Origin of the sequence: Streptomyces qaidamensis (assembly GCF_001611795.1) — a bacterium.
Taxonomy (GTDB): domain Bacteria; phylum Actinomycetota; class Actinomycetes; order Streptomycetales; family Streptomycetaceae; genus Streptomyces; species Streptomyces qaidamensis.
In genome coordinates this window covers 3,561,840-3,578,485 of the sequence record NZ_CP015098.1, presented here as the reverse complement: position 1 = coordinate 3,578,485, position 16,646 = coordinate 3,561,840, and the positions used below count along the sequence as shown (strand labels likewise).

The window sequence follows — 16,646 nt, the reverse complement described above, 5'->3', positions numbered from 1 at the left end:
TCGGTCAGCTCCTCACGAGGGTGGCGGCGGGGGCCGGGACGCGCTCCGCGAGCGGGATCACGGGCGGGATCGACTCGGGCGGCTCACCGAGCAGCACCCGGCGCACGACGCGTTCGGCGGCCCGCCCGTCGTCGAACTGGCAGAAGCGCTCCCGGAAGGCGGCCCGCAGGGACGTGGCGGTCCCGTCCGCCCAGGAGCCGTCGCGGAAGAGGGCCGCCAGCTCCCCGGGAGTCCGGGCGACCCGGCCCGGCGGGAGCTCCATCAGGTCGAAGTAGACGCCCCGGGTCTCCCGGTAGACGTCCCAGTCGTCGGCGTACACGACGATCGGCCGGTCCAGGTTGGCGTAGTCGAACATGATCGACGAGTAGTCCGTGATCAGCCCGTCAGCGGCCAGGCACACGTCCTCCGACGAGCGGTGCCCGGTGACGTCGATGATCCGCCCGCCGCCCCGGGAGGCGCCCTGGTCGTAGAAGTAGTGGGCGCGCAGCAGCACCACGTAGTCGTCGCCGATCGCCTCGCAGAACTCCGCCAGGTCCAGGCCCGTCTCGAAGCCGGTGGCGTAGTCGCGGTGCGTGGGCGCGTAGAGCAGGGCCTTCTTGCCGTCGGGGACGCCCAGTTCCTTGCGTACCCGGGCGACGTCCTCGGCGGACGCCGTGCAGTAGACGTCGTTGCGCGGATAGCCGTACTCGAGGGTCTCGTGCGTGCTCGGGAACGCCCGTTCCCACATCTCGGTGGAGTGCCGGTTGGAGGTGAGGTTGTAGTCCCAGCGGTCCACCCGGGCCAGCAGCTTGGCGAAGCTGCCGGTCGCCGCGGCCACCACGGGGTACGTCGCCTGGTCGGCGCCCATCGTCTTGAGCGGCGTGCCGTGCTGGGTCTGGAGGTGGACGCTGCCGGGGCGCTTGACCACGGCGTCCGCGAAGTTGGCGTTGTTGACGAGGTACTTGGCGCGGGCCAGCACCTGCCAGTACCTCCGGCTGCCGATCACCGCGTACTCGACGCCCGGCGGCACGCTGCCCACCGCGTCCGGCTCCACCAGGAACACGGCGCGCAGGTGCGGCGCGAGTTCGCGGGCCTTGGCGTGGATCGCGGCCGGGTTGCAGGCGTAGCCGCGGCCCCAGTACGCGCAGTACACGACGAGGTTCCGGTCCAGCGGCAGGCGCAGAGCCGCCGCATAGCGCAGCCGGGTGCGCAGGCCCTGCGGGCGGGGGAGCAGCGCGGCGGCCCGCGACGCCGCCCGGTTGGCGGCGCGCAGGGAGCGGAACGCCGCGTACGACCCCGAGGCCAGCAGCCGGTGCTGGACGCCGAGGCTGCCGCCGGGGGCCCGGTATCCGTCGGGGCGGTGCCGCCGGTAGAGCGTGCTCGCCCGCCGGAAGAAGGCCCGTCGTCCGGACGTCAGCCGCCGGGGGTGGGCGGCCGTCTTCAGTACGGCGGCGAAGAGCTGCTCGAACAGCGGCATCAGCCGGTCCGCCGCCAGTTCCTGCTCGGCTGCCCGCGTCAGCACCAGCTCGGCCTGGTCGAGCAGTTCGGCGTGGTGCTCGCCGGGCAGGCCCAGCCGGTTGCCCTGCCGGCGCAGCAGGTGCCGGACGACGACCGTGCGCAGGGCCGCCATCCGCTCCGCCCGCAGGGCGACAAGACCGCCGAAGCCGACATCGGTGAAGTGGTCCCCGGGGAAGGCGATGTCCTGCTCGGTGAGGAAGGCCCGGCGGTAGACCGCGCTCCACGCGGGGAGCGTCACGCCCGTGAGCCGGGGGGCTCGGTCGGGGGTGAAGGCCCCGTCCGGCGTCCTGGCCAGCAGGGAGGCGGCCGGGGCGGTCGGCTCGCCCTCCCACCAGGGGGTGCGCTCGTGCTCGAAGTACAGGACGTCCACGTCGCCGGTCTCGCCCAGCCGGGCGTCCAGGGCCGCCAGTGCCCCCGGGACCAGGACGTCGTCGCCGTCGAGGAACAGCACATGGCCGCCGACCGCCGCCCGCAGCCCGGTGTTGCGCGCCCCGGCCAGTCCGTCCGACGGCGGCGAGTGCACCGGCGTCACCCGGGAGTCCCGCCCGGCGTATCCGGTGACGACGTCCGCCGCCGGCGCATCGGGTGCGTCGCACACCGGGATCAGCTCGAAGTCGCCGAACGACTGGGCGAGGACGGAGTCCAGCGCCTGGGACAGCCGGCCCGCGACCCCATGGGACGGGACGATGATGCTGAAGCGGGGCATTCTGCTCTTTCTGTCGGGAGGCTGGTCTGTCGGGAGGCTGGTTTGTCAGGAAGCGGGTCTGCCGGAGTCGGAGTTCTCAAGCGGTGCGCGGGCGTCCCGGCCGCCCGGACAGGCGCCAGGAGGACGGCCGGCGGGTGTCGGCCGGGACGGGCTGGAGGGCATGCGGACTCCCCGGGGTGCGAACCGTGGTCAGAGGCTGTCGCTGACGGCGCGGGGGCCGGCCGGCAGCGGTACGGTGGTGAGCGGTTCACGCGTCAGCGAGGCCGCCGCCGAGGGCACCGGGCGGCGCTCGTCGAGCGGCACGACCGGCGGCAGCTCCGACTCGCCGAGCACGACCCGGCGCACCACCCGCTCGGCGGCCCGGCCGTCGTCGTAGGTGCAGAACCGCTCACGGAACGCCGCCCGCAGCTGAGCCGAGCGGGAGCCGCGCCAGTGGCCGGTGGCGAAGATGTCGATCAGCTCGTCCTCCCCGCGAGCGACCGCGCCCGGCGGAAAGTCGCGCAGGTCGAAGTAGGTGCCCCGGGCCGCGTCGTACGCCTCCCAGTCGTCGGCGTGGACCACGATCGGCCGGTCCAGGTTGGCGTAGTCGAACATCAGCGACGAGTAGTCCGTGACCAGGGCGTCCGACGCCAGGCAGAGCGACTCCACGCTCGGGTGCCCGGAGACGTCGACGACCCGGCCGCAGGTGCTGGTCAGCGGGGCGTCGTAGGCGTGGTGGGCGCGGGCCAGGACGATGAAGCGCGGGCCGAGGCGGCGCACGATCCGCTGGAGGTCGAGGGTGTGGCGCTGGGAGCGGCGGTAGTCGCGGTGGGTCGGCGCGTACAGGATCGCCACCGAGCCCCGGGGGATGCCCAGCGAGGCGCGCAGCCGGGCCACGTCCGCCGGGGTCGCCGTCCGGAACACGTCGTTGCGGGGGTAGCCGTACTCCAGCGTGGTGTAGCGGCCGGGGTGGACCCGCTCGTTCGTCAGCGTGGTGTGGCGGTTGGCGGACAGCACGTAGTCCCAGCGGTCGACGTCCTTCAGCAGCCGCGTGAAGTCCCGGCCGCGGGCCGCCGCGGGGCGCTCCTGGAGGTCGAGGCCGAGGTGGCCGAGCGGGGTGCCGTGCCCGGTCTGGATCAGGACCTGGCCCCGCCGCTTGGCCAGCCGGTCGTCGAAGCCGGTGTTGCTGATCACGTAGCGGGAGCGGGCGAGGGCCGTCCAGTAGGCGGCCGTCCCGGGGACGAGGCGGCGCGGGCCGGGCGGGATCGTGTGGTGGTGCTCGCGGCGGGCGATCCACGCCGTGCGGATGTGCGGCGCGAGCTCGCGGAACGCGGCCTCCAGCGCACCCGGGTTGCAACCGTGGCCGCGGCCGTCGTAGGCGGCGAAGACGGCGCGGTCGGCGCGCAGCGGCAGACAGCGCTGCACGCGGTAGTGGGTCCGCAGGGCCGCCGACCGCAGGCCCCGCAGCAGCGTCCCGGTGGCCCTCGCCGCGGCACGGTGCAGGGCGGAGGCCAGCTGGAGGGTGCGGTAGGTGCGGTGCAGGCCGAAGCGGATCAGGACGTGGTGGATGCGGCAGCGCAGGGGGACGGGCACGCCGGAGGTGCGGTAGCGGCGGTAGTGGGCGCGGGCCCGGCGCAGGAAGTCGGCGCGCGAACCCCGGGGCAGCCGGTCCCGCCGGGAGTACACGATCGCCAGGTGGTGCACCATGCGGCGGAACAGCACCGGCCGCCACTGGGCCAGCCCGGGGCGCTCGTCGAGGAACGCGAAGACCCGCTCGTACTGCTCGAAGACGTCGAAGTGCCGCTCGCTGGTGGTGCGCAGGATGCTGCCCTGCCGCCGCTGCCGGTAGTGCACGCAGACGCGGTCGAGGGTCGCGATCGAGTCGGCTGTCATCAGCACCGGGTACGTCCACGGCGTGTCCTCGTAGACGCCGGGCGGGAAGACGAAGCCCTCGCGCTCGACGAACTCCCGCCGGTAGGCCTTGTTCCAGGCGACCATCAGCAGCCGCAGCAGCCCCGGCCGGTCCTCCAGGCGGAACGGCGCCGGGCCCTTCTCGGTGAGCTGCAGGGCCGCCTGGTTGCGGATCGCCTCACCCGTCCAGTAGGTGCGGGCGTAGTCGAAAACCAGCACGTCCGGCTCGCCGGTCTCCTTCAGCCGGTCGGCGATCGACCGCAGCGCGTCGGGCGTGAGGGTGTCGTCGCTGTCGAGGAACAGCAGGTAGTCGCCGCTCGCGTGCGCCACCCCGGCGTTTCTCGCACGGCCCAGGCCCACGTTCTCCGGCAGGTGGACGGGGCGTACGCGCGTGTCGCGGGCGGCGAACTCGTCGATGATCGCGCCGCACGCGTCCGGCGAGCAGTCGTCGACGACGATCAGTTCCAGATCGGGACAGGACTGGGAGAGCACCGATTCGAGGCACTCGTGCAGGTACGCCTGAACCTGGTACGCGGGGACAATGACACTGAACCTGGGCAAGAGGCCATCCATCGGTCGGCGCGGGCGTTCGGCCCGGGAACGGCCGATGGGCCGACTTGGTTACGCCGGCTACGGCATCCGGGGGAACGCGGAAGGGGCGGACCGCCCCCGGCCCGCCCCTTCAATTGCGCTGTTCTGAGGGCTACTTGACCGCGCCCGCCATGACACCGGACACGAACTGCCGCTGGAACGCGAAGAAGACGGCCAGCGGGACCACCATCGAGATGAACGCGCCGGGTGCCAGCACGTCGATGTTGTTGCCGAACTGCCGTACCTGCGTCTGGAGCGCGACCGTGATCGGCTGGCTCCCGGAGTCCGAGAAGATCAGCGCGACCAGCATGTCGTTCCACACCCACAGGAACTGGAAGATGCCGAGCGCGGCGATCGCCGGACCGCCGAGGGGCATGACGACACGGAAGAACAGGCGCAGTTCGCCCGCCCCGTCCAGGCGCGCCGCCTCCAGCAGTTCCTTCGGGATCTCCGCGAAGAAGTTCCGCAGCAGGAACACCGCGAACGGCAGACCGAAACCGACGTGGAAGAGCACCACGCCGAGCACCGAGCCGAAGAGACCGATGTTGCCGAAGAGTTCGGCGATCGGGATCAGCGCCACCTGCACGGGCACGACCAGCAGACCGACCACACCCAGGAACCACCAGTCCCGGCCCGGGAACTCCATCCAGGCGAAGGCGTAGCCGGCCAGCGAGCCGATGATCACGACGAGCAGGGTCGCCGGCACGGTGATCCAGACGGTGTTCAGCAGGGAGCTGGTGATGTCGTCGTTCTCCAGCAGCTTCGCGTAGCTGTCGAAGGTGATCTGCGAGGGCTCGGTGAACACCTTCCACCAGCCACTGGCCGCGATGTCCTGCGGCGCGCGGAGGCTGGACAGCAGCAGCCCGATCGTCGGCACCAGCCAGAACAGTCCCACGACGATGAGGAACACCCGCAGCACCCCGCCGCTGACCGCCTCGGCGAGCCGCGATCCCAGCGACTGTCTGGCCTTCATCGCCGCACCTCCCGCCGCAGCCTGCGTACGTTGAACCACATCACCGGGATCACGAGCAGCAGCAGGAACACCGAGATGGCGCTGGCGATGCCCGGCTGGTCCTCGGAGAAGCCCTTGCGGTACAGCTCCAGGGCGAGGACGTTCGCGTCGTCCTGGGAGGAGCCGGGGGCGATGATGAAGACCAGGTCGAAGATCTTCAGCACGTTGATCATCAGGGTGACGGCGACGACCGCGAGGACCGGCGCCAGCAGTGGCACCGTGACCCGTCTGAACACCTGCCACTCACTCGCGCCGTCGACCCGGGCCGCCTCCAGCAGCTCCCGGGGCACGCTCGCGAGCCCGGCCGCGATCAGCACCATCGCGAAACCCGCCCACATCCAGATGTACGAGCCGATGATGGCCGGGGTGACCAGGGACGGGCCGAGCCAGTCCAGGCCGTTGTAGGGCTCCTTGAAGTTGCTCGCCGGGAGACGGAGTTGGGCCCCGTCGGCCGCGGCGGGCAGTGTGAAGGTGCCGTCGCCGGCGGCCGTCGCCGACGCCACCACCCTGCCGTCCTTCACGGCCTCGATCCTCATGCCGGCATAGCCCAGTTCGGCGGAGTCGACACGGTTGAGCGTGCCGACGCCCTTGCCGCGCGTGAAGTCCTGCCAGGCGGTGCCCGTGACCTTGTCCGGCTCGGGCTTCGGCGCCGCCGCGGCCTTCGCGCCGTCGGGCATCAGGTCGGGCGCCACACCCACCAGGGGCAGCGAGACCGCCTCGCCCGTCCGGACCGGCGACGTGGTGATGAACGCGCCCCCGCCGGCCGGTTTCAGCGGCGACTCCCGGCCCGGGTGGGCCTTCGGGAACGCCGACGCCTGGGAGAACGTGTCGTGCACGCCCACCCACACCGCGTTCGCCACGCCCTTGTCCGGGTCCTGGTCGTACACCAGGCGGAAGATGATCCCGGCCGCCAGCATCGAGATCGCCATCGGCATGAAGACGACCAGCTTGAACGCCGTACCCCAGCGCACCCGTTCGGTCAGCACCGCGAAGATCAGGCCGAGCGCCGTCGCGACCGTCGGCGCGAACACCACCCAGATGATGTTGTTCTTCAGCGCGGTGCGGATGCCCTCGTCGGTGAAGAGGGCCTTGTAGTTGTCTATTCCGGCGAAGCCGCCACCGGACTGGTCGTAGAAACTGCGCACGACCGAGTACCCGATCGGGTACACCACGAGCGCGCCGAGCAGGACGAGCGCGGGCAGCAGGAACAGCGCCGCGACGGTCCTGCGGGTGCCGGTCACACTCTTGCGCGACTTGGGAGCGGCAGGGGGCCTGGTGCCCCCTGCCGCCGGAACCGGCGTCATGACGTCAGTTCCCGTAGGCCGCTGCCGCTTCGGCCTCCAGCTTCGCCTGCGTCCCCGCGATGTCCTTCGGGTTCTTCAGGAAGTCCTGGAGGATCTTCCACTCGCCCTTGCCGGGCGTACCGCCGAAGGCCTGCGGGGCCTGGTCGGACATGTCGAAGCGGAAGTCGTCACCGGCGTCGATGAGCGCCTTGGCAATCCTCTGCTGCACCGCGTTCGGGTACGCGGAGTTCGGCACGTTCTTGTTCGGCGAGAGGTAGCCGCCCAGCTTGGCCTGGATCTGCGCCGCGTCGGGCGAGGCGAGCCAGGTGGCCAGGGCCTGCGACCCCTTCGAGTCCTCCAGGATCACGGCCGCGTCGCCGCCCGAGACCACCGGTCCGTTGTCACCGACCGCCGGGAACGGGAACACCTTCGCGTCCGTGCCGATCTTCATACTGGAGGGGATGTTGACCTGCGCGAAGTCACCCGCCGCCACCATGGCGGCCTTGGGCTGGTCCCCGCCGGTGAACACCTGGGTGACGGACTCCGGGAAGTCGGTCTGCAACGCCCCGTTCGCCCCGCCCGCGATGTAGTCCGGCTTGCCCCAGACCTGCGCGAGCGTGGTCAGCGCGTCCTTCACGGACGGGTCCGTCCACTTGATCTCGTGCTTGGCCAGCTGGTCGTACTTCTCCGGCCCGGCCTGGGAGAGGTACACGTTCTCGAACCAGTCGGTCAGCGTCCAGCCCTCGGCGCCGCCGACGGAGAACGGGGTGACGCCGGAGTCGAAGACCGTCTGCGCGGTGCTGAGCAGATCCGGCCAGGTCTCGGGCTCACTCGCCCCGGCGTTCTCGAAGACCTGGTTGTTGTACCAGATCAGGGACTTGTTGGCCGCCTTGTAGTAGACGCCGTACTGCTTGCCGCCCACCTTGCCGATGTCCTGCCAGCCCTGTGAGTAGTTCTCGCCGAGCTCCTTGGCGGCCTCGGAGCCCAGCGGCTTGGCCCAGCCCTTGTCGACGGCCTGCTTGATGGCGCCGGGCTGCGGCAGCATCACGATGTCCGGCGGCTGCCCGCCGGCCACCTTGGAACCGATGAAGTTGACGATCGGGTCCTGCGCGGGCACGAACGTGACCTTGGCGCCCGTGCGCTTCTCGAACTCCTGCAGGACCTTCTTGAAGTTGGCCTGTTCGGTGCCGCTCCACACGGCGGCGACCTCGAGGCTCGTCCCGTCCAGCTTCGGAAGGGTGACGTTGTTGGCGGTTTCTTCGGTGTCGCCCGTGCTTCCACTGCTGCCTTCGTCGCTGCTTCCGCAGGCGGACAGCGAGAGCGCGAGCGCTCCCGCGGCGACGGCGGCCGCTGCCTTGGCGGCTCTGCGGTGCTGGGGGGTCGCCGTGTCCCGCTTGGGCGACCAGCGTGTCCGGATGGTGCTGCTCGTCATGCGCATGACTGCCCCGTTCTTCGTTCCTCGTCGAACGTCGAGCGCGCTCCCGTGCGATCTGGTCTACGCCCGGGTGTGCGGGGGCGGCAAGATGGCGTCGGCTGTCAAGCGGGAGATCGTGACTCCCTCGTGACCAGGGCCGCGGCCCATGACGCCGGGTGGGGCCGGCGGCCGTCTCCCGGCTACAGCAGCGACGGCACCTTCGCCGCCGCGACCTCCCGCGCCGCCCTTTCCAGCGCGCTGGCCAACAGTGCCAGGTCGGTCGGGCCGTTTCCGAGCTCCCGCACCGGACGCCGGGCCGGAGGGTCACCCATGCGGTGCCATTCCAGGGGGATGACCGTGGGGCGCAGCGTCGCCGTCCGGGGGATCCGGCCGGTGACCCGGCCGCCCTGGAACGGGGTGACCCGCCCGTCCGCACCGGTCAGCCTGCCCCGGCCGGGCGCCGGTTCGTCCGGACCCGGGGCGGGAGTGTCGAGTGTGACGCGCAGGGTGGCCCGGCGCGCCGGTTCCGTCTCCGCCGTACGGGGGCACGGGCCGGTGGCCGCCACCAGATGGACGCCGAGCCGCTCGCCCTCCTTGGCCACGGCCTCCAGCGCGCGCATCACCGACCCGGCCGCGGGCCGGCCGGTGGAGCCGAGCGCCGGGGAGACCAGCGCGTCCAGGTCGTCGACGACCACGACGAGCCGGGGGAGCGGGGGCGGGGCCGCCTCCGTCTGCCGCCGGGCCGCTCCGGGCCGCAGCCGAATGGTCGAACTGGACGGAGAGTCGAGATCCCCGGCCCCTCCCTGGGATGCGGTCTCGGCCGGCGCACCGCCCCGTGCCGTCGCCGTGCGCTGGGCGACCATACGGCCCGACAGCTCGCGCCCGGTATGCCACTCGGCGAAGTCGGACCGGCCGAGCAGCTCGGCACGCCGCTTCAGCTCGGCGCTCAGGGACTGCGCGAACTCCCGCATCCGGACCGGGTCGTGGGCCATGAGCAGCGTGGTGACATGCGGTACGTCCGTACATACCCGCAGGCCCTCGCCGTGCCCGCCGCCCGCGCCCGGGCCGCCCCGGCCGTCGACCAGCACGATGCCGAGGCGGTCCGGCCGCTCGGCGGCGGCCAGCGACGCGACGATCGCCCGCAGCAGCTCCGTACGGCCGCTGCCCGGCGGGCCCTCGATCAGCAGATGGGGCCCATGGACCGCGAGGTCCGCGCAGACCGGCCCGCGCGGACCGGCGCCCAGCACCGCGCGCACGCGCCCGCCCAGCGCGTCGGCGTCGTCGGCCGCGTCCGCCCAGCGCGCCATCAGCGACGCCGGGGTGGCCCGGGCCAGGCCCAGCTCGTCCAGCAGGCGGGCCGCCTGCGGCAGCGGTGCGGAGACGCGCGGCTGACGCTCGCTCGCCGGGCCGTCCGTCCGCAGCGGCGCCAGCGCCCGCGCGAACCGCTCGGCCCAGGCCGGGGAGACGGCGTCGACGGTGGCGATGGTGCCGTGCCCGACCGGTCCGGCCGGAGCGCCGTCACCGCCGGCCCCCGCCACCCGCACCAGCCGCAGGGCCGTCGCCACGTCCCCGCTGAGCAGCGCGACCGCGCCGCACTGCCGGAACGTCGGCGCCACCGAGCAGGCCGCCTCGTACGTCTCCGTCACCGGCGAGGCCGGGGAGGCGGCGGCCGTCTCGGCCAGGCAGACGACGTGGATCCCGGCCCGCGGGCCCTCCAGAGCCAGCCGCGCGACCGCTGCGCGCAGGTCGGCGCCGCCCGGGTCGCCGTCGACGACCACGACCGTGTACGGGCCGGGGAAGCCGGCTGTCGCGTCGGTGCCGGAGGCGTCGTCCCGCGCCCAGGAGGGGCGGCGGGGGGGCGGGACGGTCGCGGCGGGGGACGAGACGGTACCGGTGGGCTGTGCGCCGCTCCCCGCGGCCGCGTCCGCCAGCTGGTCCTCCAGGCGGCGGGTGAGTTCGTCGGTGCGGGCCGCGGCCTGCTCGCGGTCGAGGGCCAGCAGCAGCCGGCAGTCCTGCCCGTGCCCCGGGCGCACGTGCGGCAGCCAGCCCAGCCAGGACCACTCGGCGGTGCGCTCCTCAAGGGGGCGGGAGCGGTCCGCGGCGATCAGGACGACCTCCAGCGTGTCGGGGGAGTGCAGTGCGGTGAGCTGGGCCAGCACGGCCCGCGCCAGCCCGGCCAGCCGCGCCCGCGGTCCGGCCAGGCCCAGGGCACCGACCTCGCGCAGCCCGGCGGTCACGGGGACGGCGGGCAGCAGGCCCGAACCGTCCGGCGCCGCCCGGTCGGCCGTACCGAGGCGCACGGCGAGCGCCTCCGGGTGGCCGGGGCCGCGCTCCCACAGCCGCGGCCCCGGCCCCAGGGCCGTGAGCAGCAGCGTGGCCGGGTCCGGCCAGGTCTCCGGCGCGGCCGGCACGACGACCGGGTGCTGCTCCGCCACCACGGCGGCCGGGGCGTCCTCATACGCCTCGCGCGGCTCGGCCGCCTGCTCGCCACGCCCTCCGGCCAGCCGCCGGGCCCATGCCCCGAGCCCGCCACGCCTGCGGCTCCCCGGGGGCACGTCGGTACCGCGCAGGGGAGTGCCTTTGCGCCCGCGCCCGGCACGCTGGTCCGCGAGGGCCGGGTCGTCGGTACCGAGGGGAGCGGCCGGCCCGTCCTGGACCCAGGAGTGCGGGCCGGTTCCGTCCGCGTGACCGGTGTCGTACGCCGCGGCCCCGGAACGACCCGCGTGCGTGTCCCCGGCGCCGCTCGCGGGCCGGCCCGCTTCGTGCTGCCGTGCGGCGTCGGCCGGGGTTCCGGAAGAAGCCGGGGACGGCGAACCGTGAGCGGCGTCGTGCTCCCGGGTACGCGTTCCGTGCGTCCCGGAGGCGGCCTGCGCGGCCCCGGCGGGCCCCGGCCGCGATCCCCCGCCGGCCGTCTGCCGACGGGCCTCGCCGCCGGTGCCTCCGGGCGGCACCTCACTCCAGCCGTCCCCCGCGTGGGCGGCGCCCCCCGGACCCGGATGCGGCACTTCGCTCCTGCGGTCGCCTGAGAGGACTTCGCCCCGGTGGACCGGGGTGGGCACGTCGTTTCGGCGGTTGCCGAAAGCGGCTTCACCTCGGCTGCCCGGGGTCGGTACGTCGTTGCGGCGACCAGCGGAGGGTGTTTCGCCCCGGCTGCCCGGATGCGGCATCTCGCTCCGGCGGTCGCCTGAGAGGGCTTCGCCCCGGCTGCCCACGGTGGGCACGTCGTTTCGGTGGCTCCCGGCGGGGGCTCCACCCTGGCTGCCCGGAGGCGGTACGTCGCTCCGGCGGTCCCTCGCGCGGGCAGCGCCCCCCGCGCCCGGCGGCGGCACGTCACTCCGGCGGCCCCCGGCGGGTGTTTCGCCCCGGCTGCCCGGGAGCGGCATCTCGCTCCGGCGGTCGCCTGAGAGGGCTTCGCCCCGGCTGCCCACGGTGGGCACGTCGTTTCGGTGGCTCCCGGAGGGGGCTTCGGCCCGGTTGCCCGGCGTGGGCACGTCGCTCCGGTGGCTTCCGAAGGGGCCTTCGCCCCGGCTGCCCGCGGGCGGCACGTCGCTCCGGCGGTCCTCCGCACGGGCAGCGCCCCCCGCGCCCGGCGGCGGCACGTCACTCCGGCGGCCCCCGGAGGGCGCTTCGCCCCGGCTGCCCGGGGACGGCACCTCGCTCCGGCGGTCATCCGAGAGGGCTTCACCCCCGCTGTCGGCGAGGCGGGCACCGCTGCCCGCAGCAAGGGCATCGCTGCCCCGCACCCACTGCCGCGGCGCTTCCGCCCCCGCGCCCGCCCTTCCGCCATCGGTCCGCGGAGCTTGATGTCCCGCCGCCCCGGCACTTCCGCCATCGGTCCGCGGGGCTTGATGTCCCGCCGCCGCACCTCCGCCGTCGCTGCGCGGCGCCTGGTATCCCGCCTCCGCCCTCCCACTGCCGGTCCGCGGCGCCTGAGACCCCGGCCCCGCCCCCGTACCCCCGCTCTCGATCCGCGGCGCCCCGCCCTGCCCCGGCACCACGGCCGGATCAGTGGAACCGGGCCCCGCGGTACCCGGCGTGCCCCAGGCCGCCGAGCCGTAGGCGTGCTGCGTGGGGCCCGAAGGTCCGGCCGGTCCCGGATCCGCCATGGGGGCGGAAGAGGGGGACACTCCGTCCCCGGCGGGGCCGGCCACGCGCACGTGCCCCTCCCCGTCCGGTGTCGTCTCCACCCGGCCCCCCGGCCCCCCGGCCGGGGCAAGCCGCAGGGCCGACTCGCCGATCCGCAGCAGCGCACCCGGCGCGAACGGGACCACCCGGGCGCCGACCCGCGCGCCGTTCACCGTCGTGCCGTTCGTGGAGTCCAGGTCGGCGACGGCGACACGGCCGTCCGCGCTCACCGTCACGGCGCAGTGCAGCCGGGAGACGTCCGGGTCGTCGAGGGGCACGTCGGCGTCGGCGGAGCGGCCGATGCGGATCTCGCCGCCGTGCAGCAGATGGACGCCGCCCGCGTCGGGGCCGGCCACGACCTGGAGCTGGGCCGGGGCGTCGTCCAGCTCGGGGTGCGGCTCCGGCTCGCCGGGCGCGCCGACGGACAGCACGGCACCGTCGGTCAGCGGCGGCTCGCCCAGCGTGCAGCGCTGCGCGTCCAGCCGCTGCTCCCCGGCGTACAGCACAGGCGTGCCCGAGCCGTCACCGCCGGAGACCACCTGGACGAGCGCCGACGCCACCGCGGCGAGCGCCGTACCGGCAGGGGCCGTGACCAGTACGTCGCTGCGCGGGGCGCGGTCCAGCGCCGGCGCCGACGGGCCCAGCGGATCTACGACGGTCAGCCGGATCTGCATCGCCGTCAGCGGTCCCTTCTGCCCGGGCGCGGAGTCCCCCACCCCGCCCCAGCACGTCGGCCAGTACTGCCAGCATCCTCGCACCTGCCACTGACAGCGCGCCCCTCGCTCCGGAAAAGGTGATCTTGATTGGTCGGCTCTGCCCGCAAAAGTGCCTGAGAGATGACCCACAGGCGACCTCTTGAGATCAGTCACGTTCGTTCCCGGCAACCACAAGACCGAGGTGAGCGTCTTTCCTTCGAACGGGTGTGAGGGGCGCTACGTAAGACCCAGAGAAAGACGACACCCCGGTCCTCGGCCCCCCGGCACTACAGTGGGTCGGACAGGCCAGCAGGCAAGGCAAGCACCAGGGAGCGCATGACGTGCGGCCGGTAGGCAGCAAGTACTTGCTCGAGGAGCCGCTCGGACGCGGCGCCACGGGCACCGTCTGGCGAGCCCGCCAGCGCGAGACCGCGGGCGCCGAGGCGGCCGTGCCGGGGCAGCCCGGCGAGACCGTCGCGATCAAGGTCCTCAAGGAGGAGCTGGCCGGCGACCCGGACATCGTCATGCGGTTCCTCCGCGAGCGCTCCGTCCTGCTCCGGCTGACCCACCCGAACATCGTCCGGGTCCGCGACCTGGTGGTCGAGGGTGAGCTGCTGGCGCTGGTCATGGACCTCGTCGAGGGCCCCGACCTGCACCGCTACCTGCGCGAGAACGGGCCCTTCACCCCGGTCGCCGCCGCCCTGCTCACCGCCCAGATCGCCGACGCGCTCGCCGCCAGCCACGCCGACGGCGTCGTCCACCGTGACCTCAAGCCGGCCAACGTCCTGCTCCAGCAGTACGACGGGCAGATGCACCCGCTGCTGACCGACTTCGGCATCGCCCGCCTGGCCGACTCCCCGGGACTGACCCGCACCCAGGAGTTCGTCGGCACGCCCGCGTACGTCGCGCCCGAGTCCGCCGAGGGCCGCCCGCAGACCTCCGCCGTCGACATCTACGGCGCCGGCATCCTGCTCTACGAGCTGGTCACCGGCCGCCCGCCGTTCGCCGGCGGCTCCGCGCTGGAGGTGCTGCACCAGCACCTGAGCGCCGAGCCGCGCCGCCCCTCCACCGTCCCCGACCCGCTGTGGACGGTCATCGAGCGCTGCCTGCGCAAGAACCCCGACGAGCGGCCCAGCGCCGAGAACCTCGCCCGCGGCCTGCGCGTCGTCGCCGAGGGCATCGGGGTGCACGCGAACTCCGCGCAGATCGCCGCCGCCGAGGGCGTCGGCATGCTCCTCGTGCCCGACCCGGCCCCCGCGCCGGTGCCGGACACGCCCGGCGCGGCCGACCCCACCCAGGTCCTCCCGCAGGGCGCCGGCTCGTACGACCCGAACGCCGCGACCAGCGTCATGCCGCACACCGGCGGCCCGGCCGGCGCCGCCGACCCCACCGCCGTCATGAACCACCGGGGCGCGGCCGACCCGACCGCCGTCATGCCGCCGGTCCCGCCGGGCGCGCCCGGCCAACAGGGGCAGCAGGGCGGCCCGGATGACCCGCACCCCTGGCAGAACCAGCTGCGTGCGGCCCGCGACCGCAACGAGCAGACGCAGGTCCAGTACCTCGACCCCGGCCAGGACCCGCTGCGCCGCCGCCCCCAGCGCCAAGTGGCCCGGCCCCAGCAGCAGCCCCCGCGCCGCCAGGCACCCCCGCCCGGGCCCGGCTACGGCCACCCGCAGCAGCAGCCCCAGCCCCAGCAGTACGCCCCGCAGCCCCAGCGGCCCCAGCCGCCGCAGCGCTACGCCCCGCCAGCCCCGCCGCCCCAGCCGCAGCAGCCCCAGCAGCCGCAGCGCGAGCCCCGGCAGCCGCGGCAGCGCAGCGCCAACCCGATGCGGATCCCCGGGCTCGGCTGCCTGAAGGGCTGCCTCTTCACGATCGTCATCCTGTTCGTCGCGGGCTGGCTGATCTGGGAGCTGAGCCCGCTCCAGGAGTGGATCGGCACCGGCAAGGGCTACTGGGACCAGCTCACCGACTGGTTCAGCACCGTGACCGGCTGGTTCGAGAAGCTCGGCGGGAGCAGTTCCGGCACGAACTGACCGGAACCACCCTGCGGGATTGGTGATTTGTCGACACCCGGCGGGTGATTTCGGCCTCCACGGTGAAGGTTGGCTCTCCGGACGCGTAGTTTTAGCGACAACACGCGTCGGTAGGAGCAGCCTTGGCACGGAAGATCGGCAGCCGGTACACCGCCCACCAGATCCTGGGGCGGGGCAGCGCCGGCACGGTGTGGCTGGGCGAGGGGCCGGAAGGTCCCGTCGCCATCAAGCTGTTGCGCGAGGACCTGGCGTCCGACCAGGAACTCGTCGGGCGTTTCGTCCAGGAGCGCACCGCGCTGCTCGGCCTGGAGCACCCGCACGTCGTCTCGGTGCGCGACCTGGTCGTCGACGGCAACGACCTGGCGCTCGTCATGGACCTCGTGCGCGGCACGGACCTGCGCACCCGGCTGGACCGGGACCGGCGCCTGTCCCCCGAGGCGGCCGTCGCGATCGCGGCCGACATCGCCGACGGACTGGCGGCCGCGCACGCCGCCGGTGTCGTGCACCGGGACGTCAAGCCGGAGAACGTCCTCCTGGACATGCAGGGCCGGCTCGGCCCCGGCGGCTCGCACCGCGCGCTCCTGACCGACTTCGGCGTGGCCAAGCTCATCGACACCCCGCGCCGCACCAAGGCCACGAAGATCATCGGTACTCCGGACTACCTCGCCCCGGAGATCGTCGAGGGCCTGCCCCCGCGCGCGTCCGTCGACATCTACGCGCTCGCCACCGTCCTCTACGAACTGCTGGCGGGCTTCACGCCCTTCGGCGGCGGCCACCCGGGCGCGGTCCTGCGCCGGCACGTCACGGAGACGGTCGTCCCGCTGCCCGGCATCCCGGACGAGCTGTGGCAGCTGCTCGTGCAGTGCCTGGCCAAGGCCCCGGCCTCGCGGCTGCGGGCCTCGGAGCTCGGAGCCCGGCTGCGCGAGCTGCTGCCGATGCTGGCGGGCATGCCCCCGCTGGAGGTCGACGAGCCGGACACCGAGTCCGCGGAGGACTCCGACCGCGAGGAGCAGCCCGCCGGGCCGGTGCCGGCCGGGGAGCGGGTCCGGCGGCGGGGCGCGGTCCCCCTGGTGCCGGGCGCGAAGCCGGCCGACTCCAACCGCGACACCCATACCTCGATGCGCGTCCCCGCCCCCGACGAGCTGGCCGGCGGCGCCCACGGCACGGCCCGGGCCCCGCGCCCGGCGGGTGCTCCCCGCCCCGGCTCGGCCCGCAACCGCGCCGCGGCCCGACGCCGCCGGGTGGCCCTGGGAGCGGGCGCGGTCGCCCTCGCGGCGGCGATCGGCGTCGGCGCCTGGCTGACCACGTCGGACGACGACGGCGGCGCGCCTCCCCAGGACACGAGGAACTCCGCCCCGCAGACCCCCTGAGCAGCCGGCTCCGGCCGCCCGGCGATGGCC

General features: G+C 74.2%; 8 protein-coding genes. 2 read left to right on the top strand and 6 right to left on the bottom strand.

Features of this window, described 5'->3' with window-relative positions; translation table 11 throughout:
• Positions 1-4: 4 nt before the first annotated feature.
• The 6 genes from A4E84_RS15685 to A4E84_RS44520 form a co-directional block, all read right to left on the bottom strand.
• A complete protein-coding gene (locus tag A4E84_RS15685; RefSeq protein ID WP_062927179.1) occupies positions 5-2,203 on the bottom strand; it encodes a bifunctional glycosyltransferase/CDP-glycerol:glycerophosphate glycerophosphotransferase in 2,199 nt (732 codons plus the stop codon).
• 189 nt (positions 2,204-2,392) lie between these two features.
• Entirely contained in the window at positions 2,393-4,654 is a 2,262-nt protein-coding gene (locus A4E84_RS15680) for a bifunctional glycosyltransferase/CDP-glycerol:glycerophosphate glycerophosphotransferase (protein WP_062927178.1), read from the bottom strand.
• A gap of 142 nt (positions 4,655-4,796) precedes the next feature.
• On the bottom strand, positions 4,797-5,657 hold the full coding sequence (locus A4E84_RS15675) for a carbohydrate ABC transporter permease (protein ID WP_062927177.1): 861 nt from the start codon (positions 5,655-5,657) through the stop codon (positions 4,797-4,799).
• A complete protein-coding gene (locus A4E84_RS15670; RefSeq protein WP_237304923.1) occupies positions 5,654-7,000 on the bottom strand; it encodes a carbohydrate ABC transporter permease in 1,347 nt (448 codons plus the stop codon). Before A4E84_RS15670 ends, A4E84_RS15675 begins: the two co-directional genes overlap by 4 nt.
• A gap of 4 nt (positions 7,001-7,004) precedes the next feature.
• Positions 7,005-8,417: an ABC transporter substrate-binding protein gene (locus A4E84_RS15665; protein WP_062927175.1), complete on the bottom strand. Its 1,413-nt coding sequence runs from the start codon at positions 8,415-8,417 to the stop codon at positions 7,005-7,007.
• Between the two features lie 176 nt (positions 8,418-8,593).
• Positions 8,594-13,192 carry an FHA domain-containing protein gene (locus tag A4E84_RS44520; RefSeq protein WP_079129369.1) on the bottom strand — a complete coding sequence of 1,533 codons (4,599 nt, stop codon included), beginning with the start codon at positions 13,190-13,192 and terminating at the stop codon, positions 8,594-8,596.
• Between the two features lie 362 nt (positions 13,193-13,554).
• On the opposite strand from A4E84_RS44520, the gene A4E84_RS15655 reads away from it, so the two are divergent.
• Positions 13,555-15,246, top strand: coding sequence for a serine/threonine-protein kinase (locus A4E84_RS15655; protein WP_062927174.1), 1,692 nt, complete (start codon positions 13,555-13,557; stop codon positions 15,244-15,246).
• A gap of 122 nt (positions 15,247-15,368) precedes the next feature.
• Positions 15,369-16,616, top strand: a complete 1,248-nt coding sequence (locus A4E84_RS15650) for a serine/threonine-protein kinase (RefSeq protein ID WP_062927173.1) — start codon at positions 15,369-15,371, stop codon at positions 16,614-16,616.
• The last annotated feature ends 30 nt before the right edge of the window (positions 16,617-16,646 follow it).

Coding starts and splice junctions, on each gene's coding strand:
- A4E84_RS15685 (WP_062927179.1), bottom strand. CDS start 2,203: ATGCCCCGCTTCAGCATCATCGTCCCGTCCCATGGGGTCGCGGGCCGG.
- A4E84_RS15675 (WP_062927177.1), bottom strand. CDS start 5,657: ATGAAGGCCAGACAGTCGCTGGGATCGCGGCTCGCCGAGGCGGTCAGC.
- A4E84_RS15670 (WP_237304923.1), bottom strand. CDS start 7,000: ATGACGCCGGTTCCGGCGGCAGGGGGCACCAGGCCCCCTGCCGCTCCC.
- A4E84_RS15665 (WP_062927175.1), bottom strand. CDS start 8,417: ATGCGCATGACGAGCAGCACCATCCGGACACGCTGGTCGCCCAAGCGG.
- A4E84_RS44520 (WP_079129369.1), bottom strand. CDS start 13,192: ATGCAGATCCGGCTGACCGTCGTAGATCCGCTGGGCCCGTCGGCGCCG.